At 38.1% G+C, this 22308-nt stretch carries 19 protein-coding genes and 1 rRNA gene (1 of these 20 cut by a window edge); 7 read left to right on the plus strand and 13 right to left on the minus strand.

The features are described from left to right. A 23S ribosomal RNA gene (locus AB1444_02345) occupies nt 1-2628 on the plus strand (it extends 384 nt beyond the left edge of the window). A gap of 71 nt (nt 2629-2699) precedes the next feature. Here the strand turns inward: AB1444_02345 and AB1444_02350 are convergent. The 3 genes from AB1444_02350 to AB1444_02360 all read right to left on the minus strand — a co-directional run bounded on the left by AB1444_02350 (nt 2700) and on the right by AB1444_02360 (nt 5870). After that, nucleotides 2700-4400, minus strand: coding sequence for a P83/100 family protein (locus AB1444_02350; protein ID MEW6525489.1), 1701 nt, complete (start codon nt 4398-4400; stop codon nt 2700-2702). 101 nt (nt 4401-4501) lie between these two features. Then, nucleotides 4502-4699 (minus strand): ATP-binding protein, encoded by a 198-nt coding sequence (locus AB1444_02355; GenBank protein MEW6525490.1) that lies wholly within the window; start codon nt 4697-4699, stop codon nt 4502-4504. After that, nucleotides 4629-5870 (minus strand): ATP-binding protein, encoded by a 1242-nt coding sequence (locus AB1444_02360; GenBank protein ID MEW6525491.1) that lies wholly within the window; start codon nt 5868-5870, stop codon nt 4629-4631. The genes AB1444_02355 and AB1444_02360 overlap by 71 nt, the downstream gene beginning before the upstream one ends. Nucleotides 5871-6004: 134 nt before the next feature. On the opposite strand from AB1444_02360, the gene ychF reads away from it, so the two are divergent. Continuing rightward, on the plus strand, nt 6005-7090 hold the full coding sequence (ychF, locus tag AB1444_02365; protein MEW6525492.1) for a redox-regulated ATPase YchF: 1086 nt from the start codon (nt 6005-6007) through the stop codon (nt 7088-7090). 76 nt (nt 7091-7166) lie between these two features. After that, nucleotides 7167-7613 carry a DnaJ domain-containing protein gene (locus AB1444_02370; GenBank protein ID MEW6525493.1) on the plus strand — a complete coding sequence of 149 codons (447 nt, stop codon included), beginning with the start codon at nt 7167-7169 and terminating at the stop codon, nt 7611-7613. Between the two features lie 10 nt (nt 7614-7623). On the opposite strand, the gene AB1444_02375 is transcribed toward AB1444_02370, so the two are convergent. From AB1444_02375 to AB1444_02390, 4 genes are all read right to left on the minus strand, one after another. After that, nucleotides 7624-8124, minus strand: coding sequence for a nitroreductase (locus AB1444_02375; GenBank protein MEW6525494.1), 501 nt, complete (start codon nt 8122-8124; stop codon nt 7624-7626). Nucleotides 8125-8128: 4 nt separating this feature from the next. Continuing rightward, a complete protein-coding gene (locus AB1444_02380; protein MEW6525495.1) occupies nt 8129-8821 on the minus strand; it encodes a hypothetical protein in 693 nt (230 codons plus the stop codon). Between the two features lie 112 nt (nt 8822-8933). Beyond that, nucleotides 8934-9491 (minus strand): manganese efflux pump MntP family protein, encoded by a 558-nt coding sequence (locus AB1444_02385; protein ID MEW6525496.1) that lies wholly within the window; start codon nt 9489-9491, stop codon nt 8934-8936. Between the two features lie 6 nt (nt 9492-9497). After that, nucleotides 9498-10316: a J domain-containing protein gene (locus AB1444_02390; GenBank protein ID MEW6525497.1), complete on the minus strand. Its 819-nt coding sequence runs from the start codon at nt 10314-10316 to the stop codon at nt 9498-9500. Nucleotides 10317-10675: 359 nt separating this feature from the next. Between AB1444_02390 and lexA the strand changes: the two genes are divergently transcribed. From lexA to AB1444_02405, 3 genes are all read left to right on the plus strand, one after another. After that, nucleotides 10676-11278, plus strand: a complete 603-nt coding sequence (gene lexA / locus AB1444_02395; protein ID MEW6525498.1) for a transcriptional repressor LexA — start codon at nt 10676-10678, stop codon at nt 11276-11278. 39 nt (nt 11279-11317) lie between these two features. After that, a complete protein-coding gene (locus AB1444_02400) occupies nt 11318-12388 on the plus strand; it encodes a hypothetical protein (protein MEW6525499.1) in 1071 nt (356 codons plus the stop codon). 93 nt (nt 12389-12481) lie between these two features. After that, nucleotides 12482-13447 carry an NAD(P)-dependent oxidoreductase gene (locus AB1444_02405; protein MEW6525500.1) on the plus strand — a complete coding sequence of 322 codons (966 nt, stop codon included), beginning with the start codon at nt 12482-12484 and terminating at the stop codon, nt 13445-13447. A gap of 10 nt (nt 13448-13457) precedes the next feature. Here the strand turns inward: AB1444_02405 and AB1444_02410 are convergent, their stop codons facing one another. The 5 genes from AB1444_02410 to AB1444_02430 form a co-directional block, all read right to left on the minus strand. Further along, nucleotides 13458-15104 carry a hypothetical protein gene (locus AB1444_02410; protein ID MEW6525501.1) on the minus strand — a complete coding sequence of 549 codons (1647 nt, stop codon included), beginning with the start codon at nt 15102-15104 and terminating at the stop codon, nt 13458-13460. A 5-nt stretch (nt 15105-15109) separates the two neighbouring features. Then, a complete protein-coding gene (locus AB1444_02415) occupies nt 15110-16579 on the minus strand; it encodes an AAA family ATPase (protein ID MEW6525502.1) in 1470 nt (489 codons plus the stop codon). Nucleotides 16580-16591: 12 nt separating this feature from the next. Further along, a complete protein-coding gene (locus AB1444_02420; protein MEW6525503.1) occupies nt 16592-18199 on the minus strand; it encodes a PAS domain S-box protein in 1608 nt (535 codons plus the stop codon). Between the two features lie 6 nt (nt 18200-18205). Next, nucleotides 18206-18598, minus strand: coding sequence for a hypothetical protein (locus AB1444_02425; protein ID MEW6525504.1), 393 nt, complete (start codon nt 18596-18598; stop codon nt 18206-18208). A 395-nt stretch (nt 18599-18993) separates the two neighbouring features. Continuing rightward, nucleotides 18994-19686, minus strand: coding sequence for an adenylate kinase (locus AB1444_02430; protein MEW6525505.1), 693 nt, complete (start codon nt 19684-19686; stop codon nt 18994-18996). 293 nt (nt 19687-19979) lie between these two features. On the opposite strand from AB1444_02430, the gene AB1444_02435 reads away from it, so the two are divergent. Beyond that, nucleotides 19980-21155, plus strand: a complete 1176-nt coding sequence (locus AB1444_02435; protein MEW6525506.1) for an iron-containing alcohol dehydrogenase — start codon at nt 19980-19982, stop codon at nt 21153-21155. Nucleotides 21156-21241: 86 nt separating this feature from the next. Here the strand turns inward: AB1444_02435 and dusB are convergent, their stop codons facing one another. Beyond that, nucleotides 21242-22165, minus strand: a complete 924-nt coding sequence (gene dusB / locus AB1444_02440; GenBank protein MEW6525507.1) for a tRNA dihydrouridine synthase DusB — start codon at nt 22163-22165, stop codon at nt 21242-21244. Nucleotides 22166-22308: the final 143 nt, after the last annotated feature.

A 22308-nucleotide genomic window follows, 5' to 3' on the forward strand; every position in this document is an offset into this window, starting at 1 on the left:
GCTGGAAAGAGGGCCAAAGAGGGTGAAAGCCCCGTAGGTGAAAAGATAGAGATCTTCCTGGTTCAGTTACCTGAGTACCGCGGGACACGTGAAATCCTGTGGGAATTTGCGAGGACCACCTCGTAAGGCTAAATACTAACCAGTGACCGATAGTGGACCAGTACCGTGAGGGAAAGGTGAAAAGAACCCCGGGAGGGGAGTGAAATAGAACCTGAAACCGTATGCTTACAAGGTGTGGGAGTCTCGACTTGTCGGGATGACCGCGTGCCTTTTGTAGAATGAGCCGGCGAGTTACTCAGTATAGCAAGGTTAAGTGATAGTAATCATGAAGCCGTAGCGAAAGCGAGTCCGAACAGGGCGATTAGTTATACTGAGTAGACCCGAAACCGAGTGATCTATCCATGACCAGGCTGAAAGTTCGGTAAAACGAACTGGAGGGCCGAACCGGTGTAGGTTGAAAACTGCTCGGATGAGTTGTGGATAGGAGTGAAAGGCTAAACAAACTCGGCAATAGCTGGTTCTCCTCGAAATAGCTTTAGGGCTAGCCTGGTGCGTTCAGTTATGGAGGTAGGGCTCTGATCGGGGTAGGGGGTCTACAAACCTACCGAACCCTTTCAAACCACAAATGCCATAACTTTAGAGCACTGGAGTCAGACTACGGGGGATAAGCTTCGTGGTCAAAAGGGAAACAGCCCAGACCAACAGCTAAGGTCCCAAAATGCATGCTAAGTGATAAAGGATGTGAAATTGCTAAGACAGCCAGGAGGTTGGCTTAGAAGCAGCCACTCCTTTAAAGAGTGCGTAATAGCTCACTGGTCGAGTGATTTTGCGCCAAAAATGATTGGGACTAAGCATGCTACCGAAGCTTTGGACTTCGACTTTGTCGGAGTGGTAGAGGAGCGTTCTATACGGGCTGAAGGTTAATCGCGAGGTTAACTGGACTGTATGGAAGTGAGAATGCCGGCATGAGTAGCGAAAATCCTGGTGAAAAACCAGGACGCCGTAAGCCTAAGGTTTTCTGGGCAATGCTAATCAACTCAGAGTTAGTCGGCCCCTAAGGCGAGGCCGGAAGGCGTAGTCGATGGGAAGCAGGTTCATATTCCTGCACCACCTGGTGGAGGCTATCGTGATGGGGTGACGTAGAAGGATAAGGGCGCAGGGTGTTGGTTATCCCTGTTCTTATGCGTAGGCTTGAATCCCAGGAAAATCCGGGATTCTTTAAGGCTGAGGCTGTAGGGGAGCTCCCCGCAAGGGGAGTGAAGGTCCTGACTCCATGCTACCAAGAAAAACCTCTAAACGCAATACCAGGTGACCGTACCGCAAACCGACACAGGTAGGCGGGGAGAGAATCCTAAGGCGCTCGTGAGAACCCTCGTTAAGGAACTCGGCAAATTAGTCCCGTAACTTCGGAAGAAGGGACGCCTCATTAGTGTGATGCCCCCGCGGGCGGAGCATGAAGAGGCCGCAGGGAAACGGGCCAAGCGACTGTTTACCAAAAACACAGGGCTCTGCAAAATCGTAAGATGAAGTATAGGGCCTGACACCTGCCCGGTGCCGGAAGGTTAAAAGGAGGGGTTAGTTCTGATTATATCAGGACGAAGCTCTGAATTGAAGCCCCGGTAAACGGCGGCCGTAACTATGACGGTCCTAAGGTAGCGAAATTCCTTGTCGGGTAAGTTCCGACCTGCACGAATGGTGTAACGACTTGGTCACTGTCTCAACGAGGGACACGGTGAAATTGTAATGTTTGTGAAGATGCAGACTACCTGCAGAAGGACGGAAAGACCCCGTGGACCTTTACTGCATCCTGACATTGTAATTTGGTGCGGTATGTGTAGGATAGGTGGGAGACTGGGAAGTCTCGACGCTAGTCGGGATGGAGTCGTCCTTGAAATACCACCCTTATCGTATCGGGTTACTAACTGATTCCTGTTGATCCAGGATCAGAACAGTGTCTGGTGGGCAGTTTGACTGGGGCGGTCGCCTCCTAAAGAGTAACGGAGGCGCCCAAAGGTTCCCTCAGCACGGACGGAAATCGTGCATAGAGCGCAAACGCATAAGGGAGCTTAACTGCGAGACCTACAAGTCGAGCAGATACGAAAGTAGGGGTTAGTGATCCGGTGGTCCCGCGTGGAAGGGCCATCGCTCAACGGATAAAAGGTACCCCGGGGATAACAGGCTGATAGTGCCCAAGAGTTCATATCGACGGCACTGTTTGGCACCTCGATGTCGGCTCTTCGCATCCTGGGGCTGGAGAAGGTCCCAAGGGTTCGGCTGTTCGCCGATTAAAGCGGAACGCGAGCTGGGTTCAGAACGTCGTGAGACAGTTCGGTCCCTATCCTCTGCAGGCGTTGGAAATTTGAGGGGATCTGTTCCTAGTACGAGAGGACCGGAATGGACGAACCTCTGGTGTACCAGCTGTCGTGCCAACGGCACCGCTGGGTAGCTATGTTCGGATCGGATAACCGCTGAAAGCATCTAAGCGGGAAGCCAACCCCAAGATTAGATTTCCCCTGACCCTTGAGGTCACTGAAGACTCCTCGAAGACTACGAGGTTGATAGGCTGGAGGTGTAAGCACAGCAATGTGTTCAGCCAACCAGTACTAATCAGTCGTGAGGCTTGACCATATTATAAAAAGCCCCTCTTTTTGTTACAAGAGGGGCTTTTTTATTCTGTTCTTTTTTAAAAAATGTTGATCTTATGGTTTGATAGTATCAATTAGTGTTAATGTTTCCTTATCAAGAACCATAATAGTTTTATCTGCTCTATTTATATATATATAATTATCCCAAAAGCTAATAAATGTGTTCTCATTAACTTCTTCAGACGATTTTGAAACCATTTTGAGATTTGTATCAAAGCGCCCAAGATAAAACCTGCCATTTTCAATAACTATCGCATAAATAAAACCATCCTTAATTATTATAAAGCTACGCCAGAAAATATTATCAGAACCATATATTTTGGCTTCCAGACTATTTCTATCAAGTAATGTAAGCCTGTGCCCTATGGAATGGCTGCCCTTATGTGTAATGACAACAACACCGCCTGAAAATATATCATATCGGCTACCACAAATGTTTTTTTCTGGTGATTTGAACAAAATTTTGCGGGTTGCAGGGTCTATCATAACCATTTCATTATTGTAATGACCATCCTGCAGGTATTCCTTTATTTTTAGATAATAGAGTTTGTCAGCATAAATATTTTGATCCAGTTCTTTTGAACGTAGTTTATCTTCCCTTTCATCCAATTCTTTTTCCTTTTTTTCTAGCTTTTTAGCCAATTCTTTTTCTATTGCAGGTGATTTTTTAATTTCATCAGCGGCTATTTCTTCTTTTTCTTTTTCAAGTGCATTTTCTTTTTCTGTAAGGAGCTTTTCTTTTTCTGAAATTGTCTTTTTTTTATCTAAAATTTCTGATTCCTTTTTTGCCAACTCTTCTTCCTTCTTTTTTATATCTCCCTTTTCTTTTTCCAGTTGTTGTTCTTTTGTTTCAATTTCTTTCTTTAGGACCTTTTGTTTTTCAGATGATGGTTCTTTTTTTATTTCTTCTTTCAATTCATGTATCTCTTTTTCTGTTTGTTGTAGTTCTTCTTTTTTCTGTTCAATAGATTTTTTGTTTTCTTCTAATTTAGTAGCTTCCTGAATTATATCTTTTTTACTTTTTTCAAGATTAGCCTTGTCCTGTGTTAAGATTTTTTCCTTTATGTCCACCAGGTCCTTACGAGCCTGGATGTTTTTATCATCTTTTCTTATTTCCTGTATTATTTTTTTATCTGATATAACATCTATCAGGATAGAATCAAGCTTTCCCTTTTGAGGTTGTTGGGTCAAGGGGATGAGCATTTTTGTTGCTCCAGGCCATTCATAATATTTTGTTGAAATGCCTGCATTATATTTTGTTATATATTGTATAACAATGCTCTTGTATTTTGATGAAAAATAATCAATGTTACCCCTGTATATGGCATTATAATAGGTTAAAAATAGGGCGATAGCTTTAGCGTGTTGTTGCGAGTAACCATATTTTTGCTGCAAATAGGCTGATAGGATTTTACGGATTATATCAATATGTCCAACCCTTGCTTTTTTATCTATTGAAAATATTGTGGCTGAAAATTTTTCAGGTTCATCCTGTGAAATTGCATTTATTAATGAATATTTCATCCCAAAACGGATAATTCCAGTATTGTTACTGATGCGTGCCAATGATTTCCCAATATTTTCTATGTCATGTAATGAATCTGCTTTTTTATATGCACCCCGATAGTTTATAAAAACAACAGGTTCTGTTCGTATTTCGTCAATAGCAACTTCAAGTGCAGTAGCATCTAATTGTATAAAAACAATTAATAAAACAAACATAATACATAGTTTACATTTACACGGATTTAGCATGCCAACCCCCACCGGGATGAATGTTAGATAGCGAAAAATAGTATACCCAATTATTGAACTGGTCAATTCAAAAATTATTTACTATAATAATGAATATTTATTTATTTTAATAAAGAAAATTTAATGCTAAAAATAGTGCCTTCGTCTGGAGTTGATTCTATTGAAATCTCACCATTATGGTCATTGATTATTTTTTTGCTAATTGACAATCCTATGCCTAAACTCTGGCTATATTTTTTTTGTTGTGAAAAATGGGGACCATATGTGTTTTTGTATGTCAGGCTGGATTCCAATCCCATTATCTTCGATTGTTACTATTACGTAGTCATCTGAATAATCTGTTTTGATAGTAATCTTTCCTGTATAATCAGATTGCACTTTCTTTGCTTTTTCAATGATGGCATCGCGTGCATTGGTGATAAGATTTAACAGTATTTGTTCTATGCTTATAGAATTTCCATAAATTTTTGGTATTGAATCGTTCAGTAAAAGAACTATATCAATATTATGCTTTTGCAATTGATTATGGGTTAGTGTAACTGCATTCATTATGATTGTATTAATATCTATTAGTTTGAAAATGTGGTTGTTGGTAGTGAAACTCCGTATATGGTCAATAATGTAGGTTGCTTTGTCCACCATGGTGCAAATCTTTTGTAATTCAGATAAAGCTTCTAAGTAATTAAAATCATCAAGATTTATGTCATCCATCATGTTCTGAGCAATGCCCTTAATGCCTGTTAAAGGTTGGGCTATCTCATGGGCTATGCTTGCAGTAATTTCAGCCATGGTAGAGTATTTTGAAAGTAACTGGATATCATTGTCTTTCTTATTGAGCATTGCAATGTACTGGTCATTTCTTTGCTTTAAAAGCCTGTTCAACTTTGTCAGGTTTGCATTCATACGCGCAAGTGCCCGCATTTTTAATAGAGCAGTTTGGGAACGTTTCAATGTATCATATATCATGATAGTTAAAAAAACTGTAATAAATACTGTTAGAGTAATAATAAGTATGTCTATGTTTTGCATATAGGATATAAAACCTAAAATGAGCGATTCAATGGCCAGCATGCTCTGTAAGAGTATTTTTCCGTATTTGAATGAGATTGTTTTGTGTACAGTAAATGCAGTATATATGTGCATGAATGCCAGGATTGCAGGCATCATGACAAAAGGCAAAAATAATGAAAGGATAGTTGCAAGCTGAACAATTCCATATGTATAGATATCACCGGTACTCAATGGTTTGATTAGAGCGTGAATAAACAGTGCAAAAACAAACGGGTATACTATAACAATAAAAGTAATGAATGTATGGGATACATTTACAAAAGCTATCGTACCTGCTACCGTTGCCCATAACACAATCGGTACAGAGTAACGGCCTTCTTTATTGTTAATATTAGCAAGTGCCACACACAGGAAAAGAAAGGATAGAAGTGTTAATGATAATAATATTGTTTCAGCCATAATACTGTTTGATTTTTTTTAAATATCCTGTAGCATTGCCACAGAATGTTTCTCGTTACATACATCACGGTATTCATTTGTTGATATGTCAACATATTTCAGATAATTTTTGCTTTTTTAAAAAGGGGATGGTTATGGGATTTACCTGCGGGATTATAGGTTTGCCAAATGTTGGGAAATCAACTATATTTAATGCATTAACAGGGGCACATGCCCCAATGGAAAACTATCCGTTTTGTACTATAGAGCCTAATAAAGGCATTGTGCCTGTTCCTGATCAACGTTTGTATACAATTGCAGATATATTGGAAAAACATGACCCGATTCCTACAAGAATTGAGTTTGTTGATGTTGCAGGGCTTGTTAAAGGTGCTTCCAAAGGTGAGGGGCTGGGCAATATGTTTTTAAGTCACATACGGGCAGTTGATGCAATTGTGCATGTTGTTCGCTGTTTTACAAACAGCGATGTTGTCCATGTTGAAGGGGAAATTCAGCCATTGCGTGATATTGAAATAATTAATACAGAACTTTTGCTGGCAGATATGGAGGTGCTACTGAGAGCAAAAGAAAAAGTTGAAAAAAAGGCCAAATCAGGAGATAAAGAAAATGCCCACAGGCTGGAAGTCATTGAGAGGTTATTTCAGTATATTAATCAGGGCAATTTATTAAACAGGATTAAGCTGAATTCAGAAGAGCTTGTAGTGTGCAATGAATATGGACTTATTACTGCCAAACCAATGATAATATGTGCCAATGTGGATGAGCAGGGTAATGCAACTGATGCATATGCAATATTACAGGATTATGCCCAAAAGCATGGATTGGGCATAGTTGCTATAAGCGCAAAGATAGAAGAAGAAATTGTTGAATTACCACCAGAGGAACAGCGTGAGTACCGCCAGGCGCTGGGTGTAGATAAATCAGCATTGGAACGCCTTATAACAACAGCATACTCCATGCTGGCCCTCATCACGTATTATACTGTTACAACACAATTGCAGGCATGGACAATAAAGCGGGGAACAACTGCACAAAAAGCCAGCGGCATTATTCACAGCGATTTTGAAAAAGGCTTTATACGTGCTGAAGTATTTCATTACGATGACCTTATACAATTTAAATCTTTGCATGCCATAAAAGAGCATGGATTGTTGCGTAGTGAAGGGCGTGACTACATTGTGAATGATGGTGACATCATTCATTTTTTGTTCAGTGTATAAAGACTCCCGATATTCCTGAAGCAGATGTATAAACAAAAGAAAAATAGGTATATCTGATCATTCATACAGTATTTTTATGGATTTATTTAAAAAATACATAACAATCTTTGGATTACAATCACAATTTACCCTTGAAGAGCTTTCGGATGCTTACCGAACGTTAGCCATGTTATATCATCCTGATATAAGCAGTGATACGGATGCATTGCAAAAGATGCAGCTTATTAATGCTGCATATGATTATCTTAAACAACATGTTTCTTCAAACAAACGACATGAAGTCAAGAGAAGTGATGGTAAGGATGGTGTTTATATTGTTTATAAACATGCTTTTAATATTCTGCAACAGGCATTTTATTACTATTATACCGATGGTACTGGATTTACAGGTAACAAAGGCTATCTTGTATTAAAGCTAAAAGAAGCCAAATCACTGTTTTCAAAAATTATAAAAGAATATCCGTATAATGAATGGGTAGATGACGCTATAGATAAAATAAACAGTATTAATAAATGGTTGTAGTTAGCATATGCTATATTTTTTTAACAATAAAATATTGGAGCGGATGGCGTGTAGAACTTCCCTTTTCATTGGGGTATCCTAATGCAATTACTGCCATAAGTTCGTATTCGCTTGAAAGATAGCACAACTCATTGACCTTTTGCTTTTGATTGAGTATTTCACCTAACCACACAGCCCCCAATCCCTTGTCATGGGCAGCAAGCAGCATATTTTGAATGCATGCTCCAATGCTCAGAATATCTTTATCACGGTTATATCCTGATGGGATGTGATAAAAAACACATATACACACCTGCGATTCTTTAATAATACGAGCATATGATGTGCATTGTGACAATGCTTCCTTTTTATCCTTTGATTGAACAATAACAAAACGCCATGGTTGATTGTTGAGGCCTGATGGTGCCCATATCCCTGCTTCTATGATTTGGGCAACAACATCATCAGAGATTGGTTCAGATGTATAATGTCGTATTGAACGTCTGCTTTTTATGGCTTCAATTACTTCCATGATACTACTTTTGATATGAGGCAAGTAATGCGTCAATACTATTTTGCTTTTTTTTAACGCGGGTTATGTGGTCATTAATTATTTTTTCAAAATCAACTTCGCCACGGATTATTTTTATACGTTCCGTTTCAATAAATCCTAAATTGGTTGTAATTTTTACAGTGCTTGCGGTGTCAGCATATTTTTTTGCTTCATACCAGTAGGGCAAAGCTTCCTTATACATTTGTTCTGCAATTTTCAGGCTTTCCTGAATGTCTTTTGCATAATCTGCATCGTAGAAATATATATGCTGTTTATCATAGCGCGTAGCAATTTTGAGATAGTTACGAAGTATCAGCATGTTGATATGCATGAACATCAGATTACGGTATTTGTAGTATTCATCTTCGGTTTGGATTTTAACCAAAGCGTGCGATGGATGACGGAATTTACAGGTAAGTGCTGTTTTCAGGCGATCAATATTTTTCCTCAATGAGTTTTCATCATAGTATAATTTCATGCCATACAGTTCGTAGAAATCTTCAACATAATGAGGTACAACTTTATAATGCATGCGTACCTTGGGAATATAGTCTGAAAATGGGACAAACTCTTCTTTCTCTTTCTGGAAGTACTGATACTGGTAATCTTCGGCACCAGTTTGTACAGCTATTAACATAAGCAATATGGTTATTATATATGTTTTTAATATCTTCATGATGGTAGTATGTGTAGTTTAATCAACATATACAGACTGCTATAATGAGCTATCGCCCAAAAAAAATAGTACAGTATGTTTATCGGAAAGAAGGTGTCGTTGCGTGAATAGATTATTGCATATGCGCAAAGAGTATTCTTACACCTATGATTATGAGTATGCATCCCCCAATAAGTTCAGCGCGTTTGCCAATAATGTCACTTGCCGTACGGCCCAAAAAGACTCCTAAGGTTGAAAACAATGCACAGGTTAATCCAATAATAATACTTGGCATGATGATGGGTTTATGAAGAACACCAAAACTAAGTCCAACAGCCAATGCATCAATGCTGGTTGCTAGTGCTAAAAGAATAAGGGTAAAGCCCTTTGATGGGTCACCCTTAAAAGAATTATCTTCATGGCTGAATGAAGCTTTTACCATACGTGTTCCAATGAATGCAAGCAATCCAAACGCTATCCAGTGGTCAAAATTTTTTATAATGGGTTCTATAGCAACTCCGCCAAAGTAACCAATAATGGGCATTGCAAACTGAAATAACCCAAAATGGAACGCAATCCTAAAATAAAATCGATGATAGGGTTTATATATATACAAACCTGATGCAATGGAAACTGAAAACGCATCCATTGCCAGTGCCACTGCAATTCCTAATGTTGTTATAATGTCCATAGGCTTTTACTCAAAAAATAATTTTAAATATTTTTCAATACTTAGTGCATGTTCAAGTTTTATCTGAGATTCTACTACCCATGATGATTGTGGGAAGCGTGCCAATGTTAACTGCAATAGCTGTATTGCTTTTACCAGATCAGTTATTGCCTGTTCTTTTTTAAAGAAACCCCTATTGTGTCTTTCGTAGAATATTTCCTTTTGTGACCGCAGCAGGTAATCATCGCCCTGCCTGTAAATTCTGAATGCCTCAACATCAAGTATGTTAGCGTATGAATCAATAATGTTGAGACATTCTGATGATTTATAAAATGTAAAAAGCAATTCCTTGAAAATATTGAAATGTTGTAAAAATTCCTCGTCATTGGTATATTCACACAAATTGTCTATTCCATGGTAACTGCGACGAAGCTGCATCACAATTTTTTTGAATACATCAGCATTGGCGGGCATGTCTCTGCGTGCCAAATTATAAAGATTATACTGGAAATACTGGTAAAGTGCATCTTTTGCTTTTTCACGGTATTGAATAAAATACTGTGTTAAAAGGTCTTCGCGCAGTATATCTTCTTTTTTGAATTTTGGTTCTTTTTTCTGGGGAGTAACTTTTTCATGTACTGTTGATTTGTCTTTAAAGCGATGGGCCATTATAGTATTGTACGCCACATTTATTGTTGCCATAGCTTTGTTAGCCCATTCAATTCTATGGGGGTTTTTGTCGGGATGGTACAGTAATGCAAGTTTTTTGAATGCTTTTGCTATTTCTGCATCACTAGCATTCTTTGGAACCTGTAATAGTGTATATGATTCTTCTAATGTTAACATGTAAATTATGCAATATTTAAAAATATACTATAAAGTATATACGTTTACACTGCAATGCACTATGTTTCTTTATAAATCAATTCTTTTATGGTGAATATAAAAAAAAATATGGTGTATGTATTATACAAAAATTGAAAAATTTTTTTAAGCGATAGTTAACGATATAAAATGTGCTTGCAAAAAAAACTATTTGGTTACTATAAATGGTAAATACTTATACGGTACCATTAGTATTTTTGCCTGCATGTGCATTCCTTAAAATTATAACAATGATACAGCAGCAAAAAGTTGATTAAAAAAATAATTGACAATAACTATACATTAGTATATATTAACACAAAAGGCAAGGTAGTATCATGATAAAACCTTTAACAAAAAAACAGCAGGCAATATTTTCATTTATAAAACAAACAATAAAAAAGACAGGGTTCCCTCCAACAGTTCGGGAAATTGGAAATCAGTTTTCAATTACTGTAAAAGGTGCCTATGACCATCTAAAAGCCATAGAAAAAAAAGGATATCTGAGGTGTGAAGCAGGCAAATCGCGCGCAATTGAATTACTCATTGATAAAGAAGATGTATATGCTGATGTTCGTTCCATTCCACTGGTTGGGACAATTGCTGCAGGTATACCAATATTAGCCCAGGAAAATATTGAAAGCTATATTCAACTTCCATCAGGGTTTTTGCCCGAAGGCACATTATTTGGTCTCAAAGTTAAAGGTGACTCAATGACAGGTGCTGGTATTTATAATGGAGATATTGCCATAATCAGGCAACAACCAAATGCTAACAATGGCGAAATCGTGGCGGCTCTAATTGATAATGAAGCTACATTGAAAATATTAAAAAAAACAGAACGTAAAGTACAGCTTTTACCTGCTAATGAAAAATACAGCCCTATAACCACTGATACTGTTACAATTTTAGGTGTACTTAAAGCATTATTCAGAACCTATTAAATAAAAAAAATAGTAGACACGACATAACGCTGCTTCATTATGGTTCCATTCTCAGGAGCTCCGTTTGGACAGCGTCTAACTATGCATAATGTGTATGACAAACAGTTCAGTTATGATCATTTGATCGATCAGTTCCATAACACAGATACAAAAATTAATGGGCTACAGTTATTTTATGATAACAGGGATAAAATTATTTCCTGGTTTCACTATGATACTCTCATCACGATAGCACTGTTCCACTTTATTGATCAACTGGCATATGAAATACAAGAGTTTCCTCATAATAGTGATAGATATATTTTAGACATGCTATATAGAAAAGCCGAAACGTATCTGGCCTTTATGAAAGGATTGCAGTATTATGAGCAGTTTTTGCTTATAAATAATTTAATTCATGATGATGTACTTATAATATGGAGGCATTCCCTGCTTGGTCTTCGTGACCGATGTATTAATGATTTCCATGAGCAGAAATCTTTACAGTATGCTATAACCACTGCATTGCTTACCATGCCCGATGAGTCATTAATTCCCTTTTTTTATGATATTGCATTGTCATCAGAACCTGATATTGCCATAAGTGCTATAGTTGGATTGGCTTTATTCAGAAAAAAATTTGCTAACTGGAAGAAGCTATACAAAAGTGATAATGACTATGATGCAATGATTACATTAGCATCTTCGTGTGATATACAACAGTATGATTATCTTAATCCACCTCATAATATGTATATTTTATTTCTATACATCCGAACAACTGAGATTTTTGCCAGTAATGTTATTGAAGTTTTGCCTTTGATGAAAACTGTTTTGCATGCAATACCCGAAAATCATATTTTGTATATGCGTTCTATTGAAGCTATTGAAAGTATGCTATACAGATTAACGCGTACAGAGTTCAACCATTTCACTGCCGATGATATTATAAATCTTATTTCAGTTTTTAATGTGCTACCTCTGGGAATTGTCCATAATATTGTCCAATACTGGAATATCCCTAAGATGGATTTTATATGTACGATAAAACGAATTATTCAGGAAAAGCAAATAAACCTGGATGACTGTTCTAATATTGCAACGATTTTATGTACTGCTGAATTTGATTAACGTAGTATATCATGAATTCCTTATTTTACGCTTGACTTAAAAAAACACTACTATAGTATGAATGGACATATAGTCTATGATAGGGAGGGCAGCATGATTCTGGTAACCGGTTGTAACAGTTTGGTAGGACGTACACTGATAGCAAGGTTTTTACAGGATGGGCAACAGGTTAAAGCTATTGATATGTGGAAAGATACCAAATTGCCAGATGCTGTTACTTTTTATCAGAGCAATCTTTTAGATATAGATAGTATTGAAGAGGCCATGGAAGATGTTGATACTGTTTTCCACCTGATGGATGTTGAAGATGCATCATATTATGGTCGTCGATTTATGAAAAAAGTAAATATTAAAGGGACTGAAAACCTTTTAAAAGTTGCTGCAGATAAAAATATAAATCATTTTATTTTTTTATCCAGTGCCAAAGTATACGGGAATCCTGATATTATGCCCATTAAAGAAGATGATCCATTAAAACCCAATACCCCTTATGGCAAGGATAAAGTTAAAGCCGAAAAACTATGTTTACAATTTGCAGAAGAAGGCTTGCCAGTTACTATCGTGCGCCCTACTATTATTACAGGTCCTGGAGTTGATGATGCTATGATTTTAATTATTCTGTATATGGCACTGGCAATGGATGATTCCAACAGACTATATATAGCAGGTGATGGTGATTCCCGATATCAACTTGTACATCCTGATGATGTGGTTGCTGCGTTGCTTACCATTAAACATAAGCAGGAATCTAAAGGCAAAATTTATAATATTGGTTCTGATAATGTACCAACTCAGCTGGAACAGGTGGTTAAGGTAAAGGAGATAGCCAAGTTAGATTGCCAGATTAAACATATAACACCCTTTTTCACACGGGTACTATCGGTTTTACTAAAGCCATTAAACATCCATTATTTGCGTAAAGACCATGTCCAGTTTATTTTATCCAATTTTGTCCTTGATTGTAATAAAATAAAAGAGGAACTGAACTGGGCCCCCAGGAAGACTAATATTGAAATATGGGCAGAGACAATTGACTGGTATAGAAGGGAAAAACTATAGTATATACTATTTAGTGATTCTTATTACGTATACTGTTTATTACTTTCTGCACTATACGTTTAATGAATTGTATAAGCTTAATAAAAAGAACCCGCAAAAACTGTCCAATATTTCCCTCACCTAAATCAGAAGTAAGCAGCATCTGAGCTTTCCGTATCTCTTCAGTTGAGAGTGGTGCCTGGGACATCTTCATTTCTTTAAGCTTTTCTTTGAGTTGTTTTTTAGAAAGTTTCAACGTTTCTTTGTCAGAGAATTTTCCCGTTTCCATCACAAGCTGTAATAATGAAGGATCAGCTAAAATATCCTGGGTTATCTTGTGAAGTTTATATGCACATCGCTTCAGAATGGGATTTGCAATATTTTTTTTGTTTTCCAGCAATAACGATACATATTGTGATAAAAAATATGCCTGTTTAAAAAGCTTTTTTCTTTCTTCCAGTGTTTTTGTATTAAAATCAATGCGAGTAAATGCATCAACAGCAGTTTCAATGGCATCCAATTTTTCATCGGTGAGTTCATACAGTGATGTTGGGTCAAGATCAGGTATTTCTACAAAACGGTGTGAAATTTCTTTCAAATCCTTAAACATGGTTTCTGAGTATTCCAGGATATATCGGTATGCGCGCTTCTGTAAGGGCGATAGGGCTTCCTCTCCTTCCTGTGACTTTTCCATCTTTTGTTGAATTTCTTTAATATTAAGCGCTGTGGGGTCAAATTTTATCTTGTTAGCATCAAACGTTTTTTTCATTTCAAAGTAGTCAGGCTCAGCAAGGTCACGGCCAATTTTTAAGATATTTAATTTGATGTCACCTAATTTTTCTTTCATTAAATACTTATCAATCTTACTGATACCGTCGGTTACCACAAGTATTTCAGCATTGAGCATATCTTTGTCATAGTGGATGTCATCTATGGCCTGAAACACTGCCTGCTGTAAATTGGTGCTGGTACCGCCAGTAGTGGTGAGTAATACTCGTTCAATTAAAAATGGGAAATCTTCTTTTTTTTCAATCTTAAATAGGTCGCCAGGTTTTGAATCAAAGGGCCTGTAAAAAATCTTTGCATTACTGTTTAATTTACGACGTAGAAATTCTGCAACCAAACACTTGGAAAAAAATGATCGCATCCTGATTTCCATTGAGCGTGAACGGTCTAACAGAAGATAAAATTTTTGGTCAAAACGGTTTGCCTGCCTTCCACTTTCATCCTGTAATGTTGAAATGGGTTTAAATGTATCAGCCTTTTCTTCATAAAATTTTTGCACTAACAGCTCATGCTTGAAGAGTTTAATGTCAAAGATGTCATCTTCCCAGGCAAGCTCGCGTGGCAGGGCTTTCTTTAAATCATAGATGGTGCGGTATCGATCAATGACCATGATATCGCTTAATGGTGATATTCTTTCCACACGGTTAACCAGAATTGATTCATCACGGTTGGGTGCTTCAATTTTTTCTTCGCGGGATATATCTTCCACTGCATTCAATGCTTCGGATATTAATTCAGGGGTAAACACTACCTGAGCTATCTCAAAAATAACAAAAAATTCCGGGGGCAAAATAACTGATAGCTCTTCAAAAAGGCCCAATGAATCCCAGTATTCAAAAAAATCTAAACTGGGACGTGAAGGCGCCTGTAATGTTGTGATTACCTGTGACATACCATCTACAAAATAGCAAAATAATCTTTTGTTATGCCTTCTTTGAGCTCACGGACTTCTTCAACTGCAGGCTGCAGTTCGGTTAAACTGCGCTTCAAGGTTTCTAAAGTAATCTCGTCATCGCTTGCACGGGAAGGGAATAGTTTCTTTAACAGATTCTTAAGTCCCCGCAATATACCTGATGAAGAAGCAAGCAAGCGTTCTTTCTTTTCAGGATTTTCCATAATTTCCTGAAAAATACGGCGAAGGTTGAGTAAAAATTCAATCTGCTGTATTGCACCGGTTGCATTGAAGTGTACCATGGTCTGCTGATATGCATCTAAAAATACGTCTTTTTCCGATTTATCCTTTGCTTTAACTGAAATAAAACTATTCAATGTACACAGTGCTAAATACATATCCTTAAGGTCATCCATGGTAACCTCAAAACGATTGTTAAGAAGTGCATTGGCTCTGAGGAAATCCTGTAATTTTGCCTGTTTACGCGGACTAATAAAGAATTTATAGTCAGATTTTCGCATATCGCTTACAAACTTGTTGGTAATGACATTTTTCATGAAATAAATGAAATCGGGTATCTCAATCTTAACTTCTTTATTCTTGTTACGGACAATATCCGACAAATAAATAATTTGATTAAAGGGAATTTTTTTATCAGGTTCTATCGCCTTACCCCTGCTGAATGCATAGGTATGGTCAATCAACAATTGCTGGTATACATTATCGTCTTCAGGGATAATTGACTTATAGGTAAATCGGTCTAAAATAGCTTCGGTAACTTCATTCATGCGCATGTAGTTGGCAGTGGCTATAGCGGTGTGTATAGCAACATCAATCTGCTCAGGGCCGTTTATGAATTTTCTTTCGTTTAATACCGATAGCAATGAACGCAACACCACATCACTGGCATCAAAAAATTCATCTAAGAAAACCAAATTTGCTTCAATTATTGAACCGTGAATATTATGCCGTATACGCCCTTTTTTGAATTCTTCAATATTATACGGTCCAAAGTAATTGTCAGGGGTTTGTTCCTTGCTTGCCTGTGAAGCAAAGACTCGCACATTGTCAAATGTGTTAAATATATAATTTGCCAGATACGATTTTGCCATACCTGTTCGCGATAGAAGAAGCATGTGCTCACGTGTCAGTATGGCGTACATTGCCTGTTTGATGATTTCCTCGCGGCCAATTACATTTTTGGCAATACGTTCCATGTGCCATTTCAGATACTGTATGGTGCTTGGAATATCGGTTGCTTCAGCCTCAATTGCTTTGGGCAGTATTTCAGGTTTTTTGCCAGGCAGTTTTTCCATCTGCTGGGTGGTGACATGCTCAGTTTTTACTGTTTGCTTTTCTTCTGGCTGTAAATCCTTTTTTTCTTCATCAGGTGCAATGATAATATATCCTTCCTGATCAAGGAGTGATTCAGCATCATTGAGGTAATTTCGTTGTGCAGGGTTTTGCGATTTCATATAGTCCCCCTTTTAGTCAATAGCTGGAAGTAGTATTTTAAATGAAGTACCCTCACCAGGGGCGCTTTTAACTCCAATTGCTCCGCCATGGTTGTTTATAATTGTATAGGTGACCATTAATCCCAATCCTGTAGATTTTGGACCTTTTGTGGTAAAAAATGGCTGAAATATCTTTGAAAGATTTTCAGGCGGGATGCCAATGCCGGTGTCTTCAATGGTAATGCTGGCAAATTTTTCACCATTCTTCAATACGCTGCCTACATTAATACGGATTTCTCCTTTATTGGGCATTGCTTCTTCAGCATTGCTTATGATATGCAATAAAGCCTGTATAAGCTGGTTTTTTCTGCCTTTGATTTTGGGGCTTTCTTTTGGGTATGCCGTGTTGATAATAAATCCACTTTTTTGCAGACGATTCAGTGTTATCTGAATGGGATGGCTTGTTATCAGTTTATGTACTTCAAATGTTTCAACATCGTCATCGCCAGGTTTTCCTAAATTCAACAGCTGCTCGGTTATCTGACCAATACGGGAAAGCTCATCCTTCATTGATTTGACATAATCGTGAACAGGACTTGTTTCGGGTATATTGTTTTCAATAAAGTTAAGGTCGATAGTTAATAGGTTAATGGGCACTTTAAGTTCATAAGCAACCCCCGCAGCAAGCAATCCCATTGCAGAAAGCTTTTCAGCTCGTTGCATGCGTTTCTGTATCTGTGCTTGTTCAGTTGCGTCTTCAATCATTATTAAGATACTTTTTACCTTTTTATCAAAGTCCAGGATGGGATTAGCCCTAACATTAAGTGTTAATTCTCGGTCCTGGTTGCTAGGCTGGTAGGTAAGATTTTTAATATATACGGGTTTCTTTTGAGTAGCTATCTCTTCTAAATATTTTTTCAAGTCAACGCTGAAACCGGGCATTTCGGTTAAGTTCATGCCCACTCGTGTTTCATCTGGTCCATAACCAATAATACGGCGTAATGCTGGGTTTTCAGTAAGGATAATGCCTGTAGGATCAATGGTAAAGATTCCAATAGGTGAATTGTTTATAATTTCATCATTTAGTGTTGATAGGCGTTTTAATTCTTCAGCCTGCCGTAATTGCTCTTTAATTTTTTCTTCAAGCCTGCGAGAACTTTCTTTAAGCTTTTTCTCCATTAAGTGCATTTCGGTAATATTGCGCAAAATGCCAAAAAGCCCGGTGATGTTGCCTTCATCATCCTTGATAGGTGCAAGATTTGCCATCAGGTATACAGGATTCCCATCCTTGTCAAATGTCTTCATCTTTTCGTTGTGGATTGATTTTCCTTCAAATAATATTTGATTGAATACTGTTGTAGCTCTATCAAGTTCTATGGCAGGTAAGTATAACGAAAAATGCATGCCAATGGCATCTTTTCTGCTTACCGGGAACAAATCTTCCATAGCCCTGTTGCGATAAATCATATTCCCTTCACTGTCCAGTACAAAGATGATGTCATCAGCAGCCTCTACTAATCTTTTGAAATCCACCGGCTCTTCCTGAACTCCTTTTTGAAGCAGATCAATCTTTAATTGAAGCTGCTGTACCAGTTTAATGAGTTCTTCCTGAGAAAGTTGTTGTAATGTTTTGGTATCCATACTTACTTACCTGAACTTGGGATTTTGTGGGCCACTTAATGTGGTAAAGAACCAGACTTCAAGAACCAGGCTGAAAATTGTTCCAATTAGGAAAGCTATAGCAAACGTTGGAAGGTCCATCATTAAAATATACACGCCACCTGCTGCAAACACAGCTAGAAGAATAAGACGCACAATAAAACCACCTGCTGTAATTGACAACAGTACCAGCGTATTGGATTTCATGCCTTTGATAGCTCCTGCTATCCACAGTAATGTAAGAATAAGGCTAAGCAAGCACCCTATTGCAAATCCCTTGCCTGGTGCCACTCCTCCAAAATAATATACAATCGATGAAAGAATAATGCAAAAGATAGTATAAATAAGTATGCTGAGGTATGCTATTTTTACGTTACTCATAGATTGACCTATCCTGTATTAAGCACTATATACAAATTTATAATGTATAATTTTTAGCCGTGACAGGTCAACTAATATTTTTTATGGGCACCTCTAAAAACCACTTTCTTCAGAAATTATTTATATAATAGAAAGTGGTTTTAACCTATAAATTGTGCCCACAAGGGAACATCTGAAAAACATTTTTTTAAGTTCCCTTATTTTAAAAACAGGGGGTGTCCCAAAACAAACAGTGGGACTCGCAATGACGCAGGTACAAAGTCATTGCGAGCGTAGCGAAGCAATCTCAATGCCGCAGAAGACAAGATTGCTTCGTCACTTCGTTCCTCGCAATGACAAGAGGGCAAAAGTCATTGCAAAGAGATGTCTTTTGGGACACTCTCTGTATTGTATTATTACCCTAATTTTGCCAGTAGTGCTTCACTTACTTCTTTTACACCCGGAGTACCGTCAACTTCTATTATTTTAGGTTTACCACCATTTTGCTTTGAAATATCTTTGAAGTATTGAACAGCAGCTAACGTTCCTGTTTTTGTATCATAGTAAATATCATGACGCTTATTTATAGCTGCTTCATCCTGGTCATCAGCACGTGTTGAAAGCTTGCCACCACATACACGGCAAACAAAACCGCCATCTTTTTCTGCTGGCTTGATAGCTTCTATGTATATGTTGTTTGGATGGTTGTTGTCTTTTTCGCACAATCTTCTGCCCATAATGCGTTTTTTTGCACTATCCCTGTCTAGAACTATCTCTATAACATAGTCAAGTGCCATCCCTGCTTCTTTCAATGCTTTATCAAGGGCTTTTGCCTGCTCAACATTACGTGGGAATCCATCTAAAAGCCAGCCTTTTTTGCAGTCAGCTTCCTGTAACCGGTTTAGTATCATTGGGATAGTGATTTCATCAGGAACCAGGTCGCCACGGTCAATATACGCTTTAGCTTTAACACCAAGCTCGGTGCCTTTCTTAATGTTTTCCCTGAAAATAACGCCTGATTCAATGTGCGGAAGATTAAATTTTTTCTGTACAACCGCACCCTGCGTCCCTTTACCGCTGCCGTTTGGGCCAAATATTAATATATTCATGGTACCACCTCTTGGATTAGTATGTGTATAGCTGAAACATTCAGCATAAAAATCATTTCATAGCAACAGTAAAAAACTGTATATAATTGTAAAGTAAGTTTTTATATGGGCGATAGTTCAATAGGTAGCTTTAAGCTATGGAATTTGTGTTACGCTATGTGTTGGAATACTTCAAGGGGTGGTCTCCAATTATTTACCGATAACTATCGCATACCAAATTATTTTGTAATGAATTTTTTATTGAAAATTATTTGTACTACCTATACCATCATCGCACCAACCGAGGTTGCCTTATGGAAATAATCTCGTTTACTGTGGGACGATTGCCACAAACATATTTTGCTAAAGGAGTTATCGCTACATTACCAAAACATGCCAGGCAGTTTGGTAGGCATATATTGCTTGTTACTGGCAGTCAGTCGTTAGAAAAATCAGGTAAACTCAATGATATTGTAATGATGTTAGGCAATGAAGGAATACATATAGAACGAGTGGCTGTTAGCGGCGAGCCATCACCAGAGCTTGTTGATGATGTGGTGAAGAGATTTGCAGGAAAGGGCATTGATGTGGTGGTGTCAATAGGTGGGGGAAGTGTCATTGATGCGGGGAAGGCAATTTCAGCAATGATTCCCGTTGGCAATGGCGTAACTGATTATTTAGAAGTCATTGGCACAAAACAGCATAGTGGCGTAAAGGTTCCTTTCATTGCTGTGCCCACCACTGCAGGTACAGGAAGTGAAGCAACCAAAAATGCTGTGCTCAGTAAAACTGGCAAAAACGGATTTAAGCGCTCATTGAGGCATGACAATTTTGTGCCCACTGTTGCTATCATTGATCCAGAGCTTATGGTTGGGTGTCCTGGTAACGTCACTGCAGCAAGCGGACTTGATGCGCTTACGCAATTGATCGAGTCGTATGTGTCAACACAGGCAAATCCCTTTACCGATGCGCTGGCTGCAAGCGGTATTGCAAAAATTGGGCAAAGTTTATTACCGTTGTGCGTGCACAATGAAGATACGGTGTTCCACCGTGCTAATATGGCTTATGGTGCATATATATCGGGTATAACGCTTGCGCATGCAGGGCTTGGTGTGGTGCATGGGTTGGCTTCACCACTTGGGGCATTGCTTTCCATCCCTCATGGTGTTGCTTGCGGAACACTGCTTGCAGTGTGCACAAAAGCTACAATCAAAAAATTACTAGCCCTGGGCGATAGTTACTATATAAAAAAATATGCTGCTGTAAGTGAGCTTTTAACCGGCTACAAAAGCCCCAGTGATTTTGAAGCGTGCAATACGCTTATTGCCACGTTAGAAGAGTGGGTTGATAGGGTGCATATGCCCCGCCTGTCAGAATACGGTGTGCGAGAAGATGATTTTGCTTCAATAATTAAGGATGGTGGGAATAAAAATAATCCAGCACTACTTGATGAACAGGAGATAATGCTCATATTACAGGAACGGTTATAATGTTTTTTATTTAGATAGAAAGTAATTGTTCAATTTTATTCCACCTTGAAAACAACATATTTATTATGTTCTAATTTATAAATATTTTATTCAAAATATACATCAAGTGTTGTGAGAATTTCCTCTATTTTATCACATGCCAATATTTCTTGCCTCAGTTTGCTTGCACCATGAAATCCTTTCAAGTAATGTACAATGTGCTTGCGCATAAGTATAACACCATACGACCCATAGTGTTCCATCATGAGTTTGTAGTGTAATGCAATTATTTCCCGCTTCTGTTCCCACGATGCACTTTTGCCGCAAAAAATCCACGGATTACCTAATGCAGCGCGTCCAATCATCACTGCGCTACATCCACTGGACTGTAATTTAGTTATAGCATCGTCATAGCTTGCAATATCGCCATTTCCCACAATGGGAACATTTGCGCTATGAGCAATTTCTGCAATTGCTTCCCAGTCCGCTTTACCACTGTAGTACTGATCACGCGTTCTTCCGTGCACTGTAATGAAACGAACTCCAGCTTCCTCAAGGGCCTGGACAACTTCACTGTAATTTTTTGTGCCCTGCGTAAAGCCAAGCCGTATCTTTGCTGAAACTGGCATAGGTACGCTGGACACTACTGCACACGCTATTTTGTACAGCAAATCGACGTTTTTCAACAAACCAGCACCTTTGCCGTTGTTACAAACTTTAGGAGCGCAGCAACCACAGTTAATGTCAATACAATCAGGTCTGAGCGATAGTAACCGGCAAGCGGCTTCCTGCATAATAGCTGGGTCATTGCCAAAAATTTGAATCCCTATTGGCCTTTCGTGTGGAGTAAATGTAAGAAGATCAAGCGTCTTTTTATTTTGACGCACGATACCGTCGGCGCTGATAAGCTCGGTGAATACCATACCAGCACCAAAAGATCGCGCAATGCGCCTGAATGGTGAATCGGTATAGCCTGCCATTGGTGCAAGCAGAATAGGATTGTGTACTGATATGGGGAATTGCATAGGCATTATTACACAATAGCGCAATGATGATGTATAGTACAATAATTATCGCTAAAATGTTTTTTATTTTCACTCTTTGTTTAAAAAAATCAGTCAAGTAGAATATTTTATACTTGCTTTTTGTTACAGTTGTTATAAAAACCATTGAA

It is taken from the genome of Spirochaetota bacterium, assembly GCA_040756435.1.
Taxonomy (GTDB): Bacteria; Spirochaetota; UBA4802; order UBA4802; family UB4802; genus UBA4802.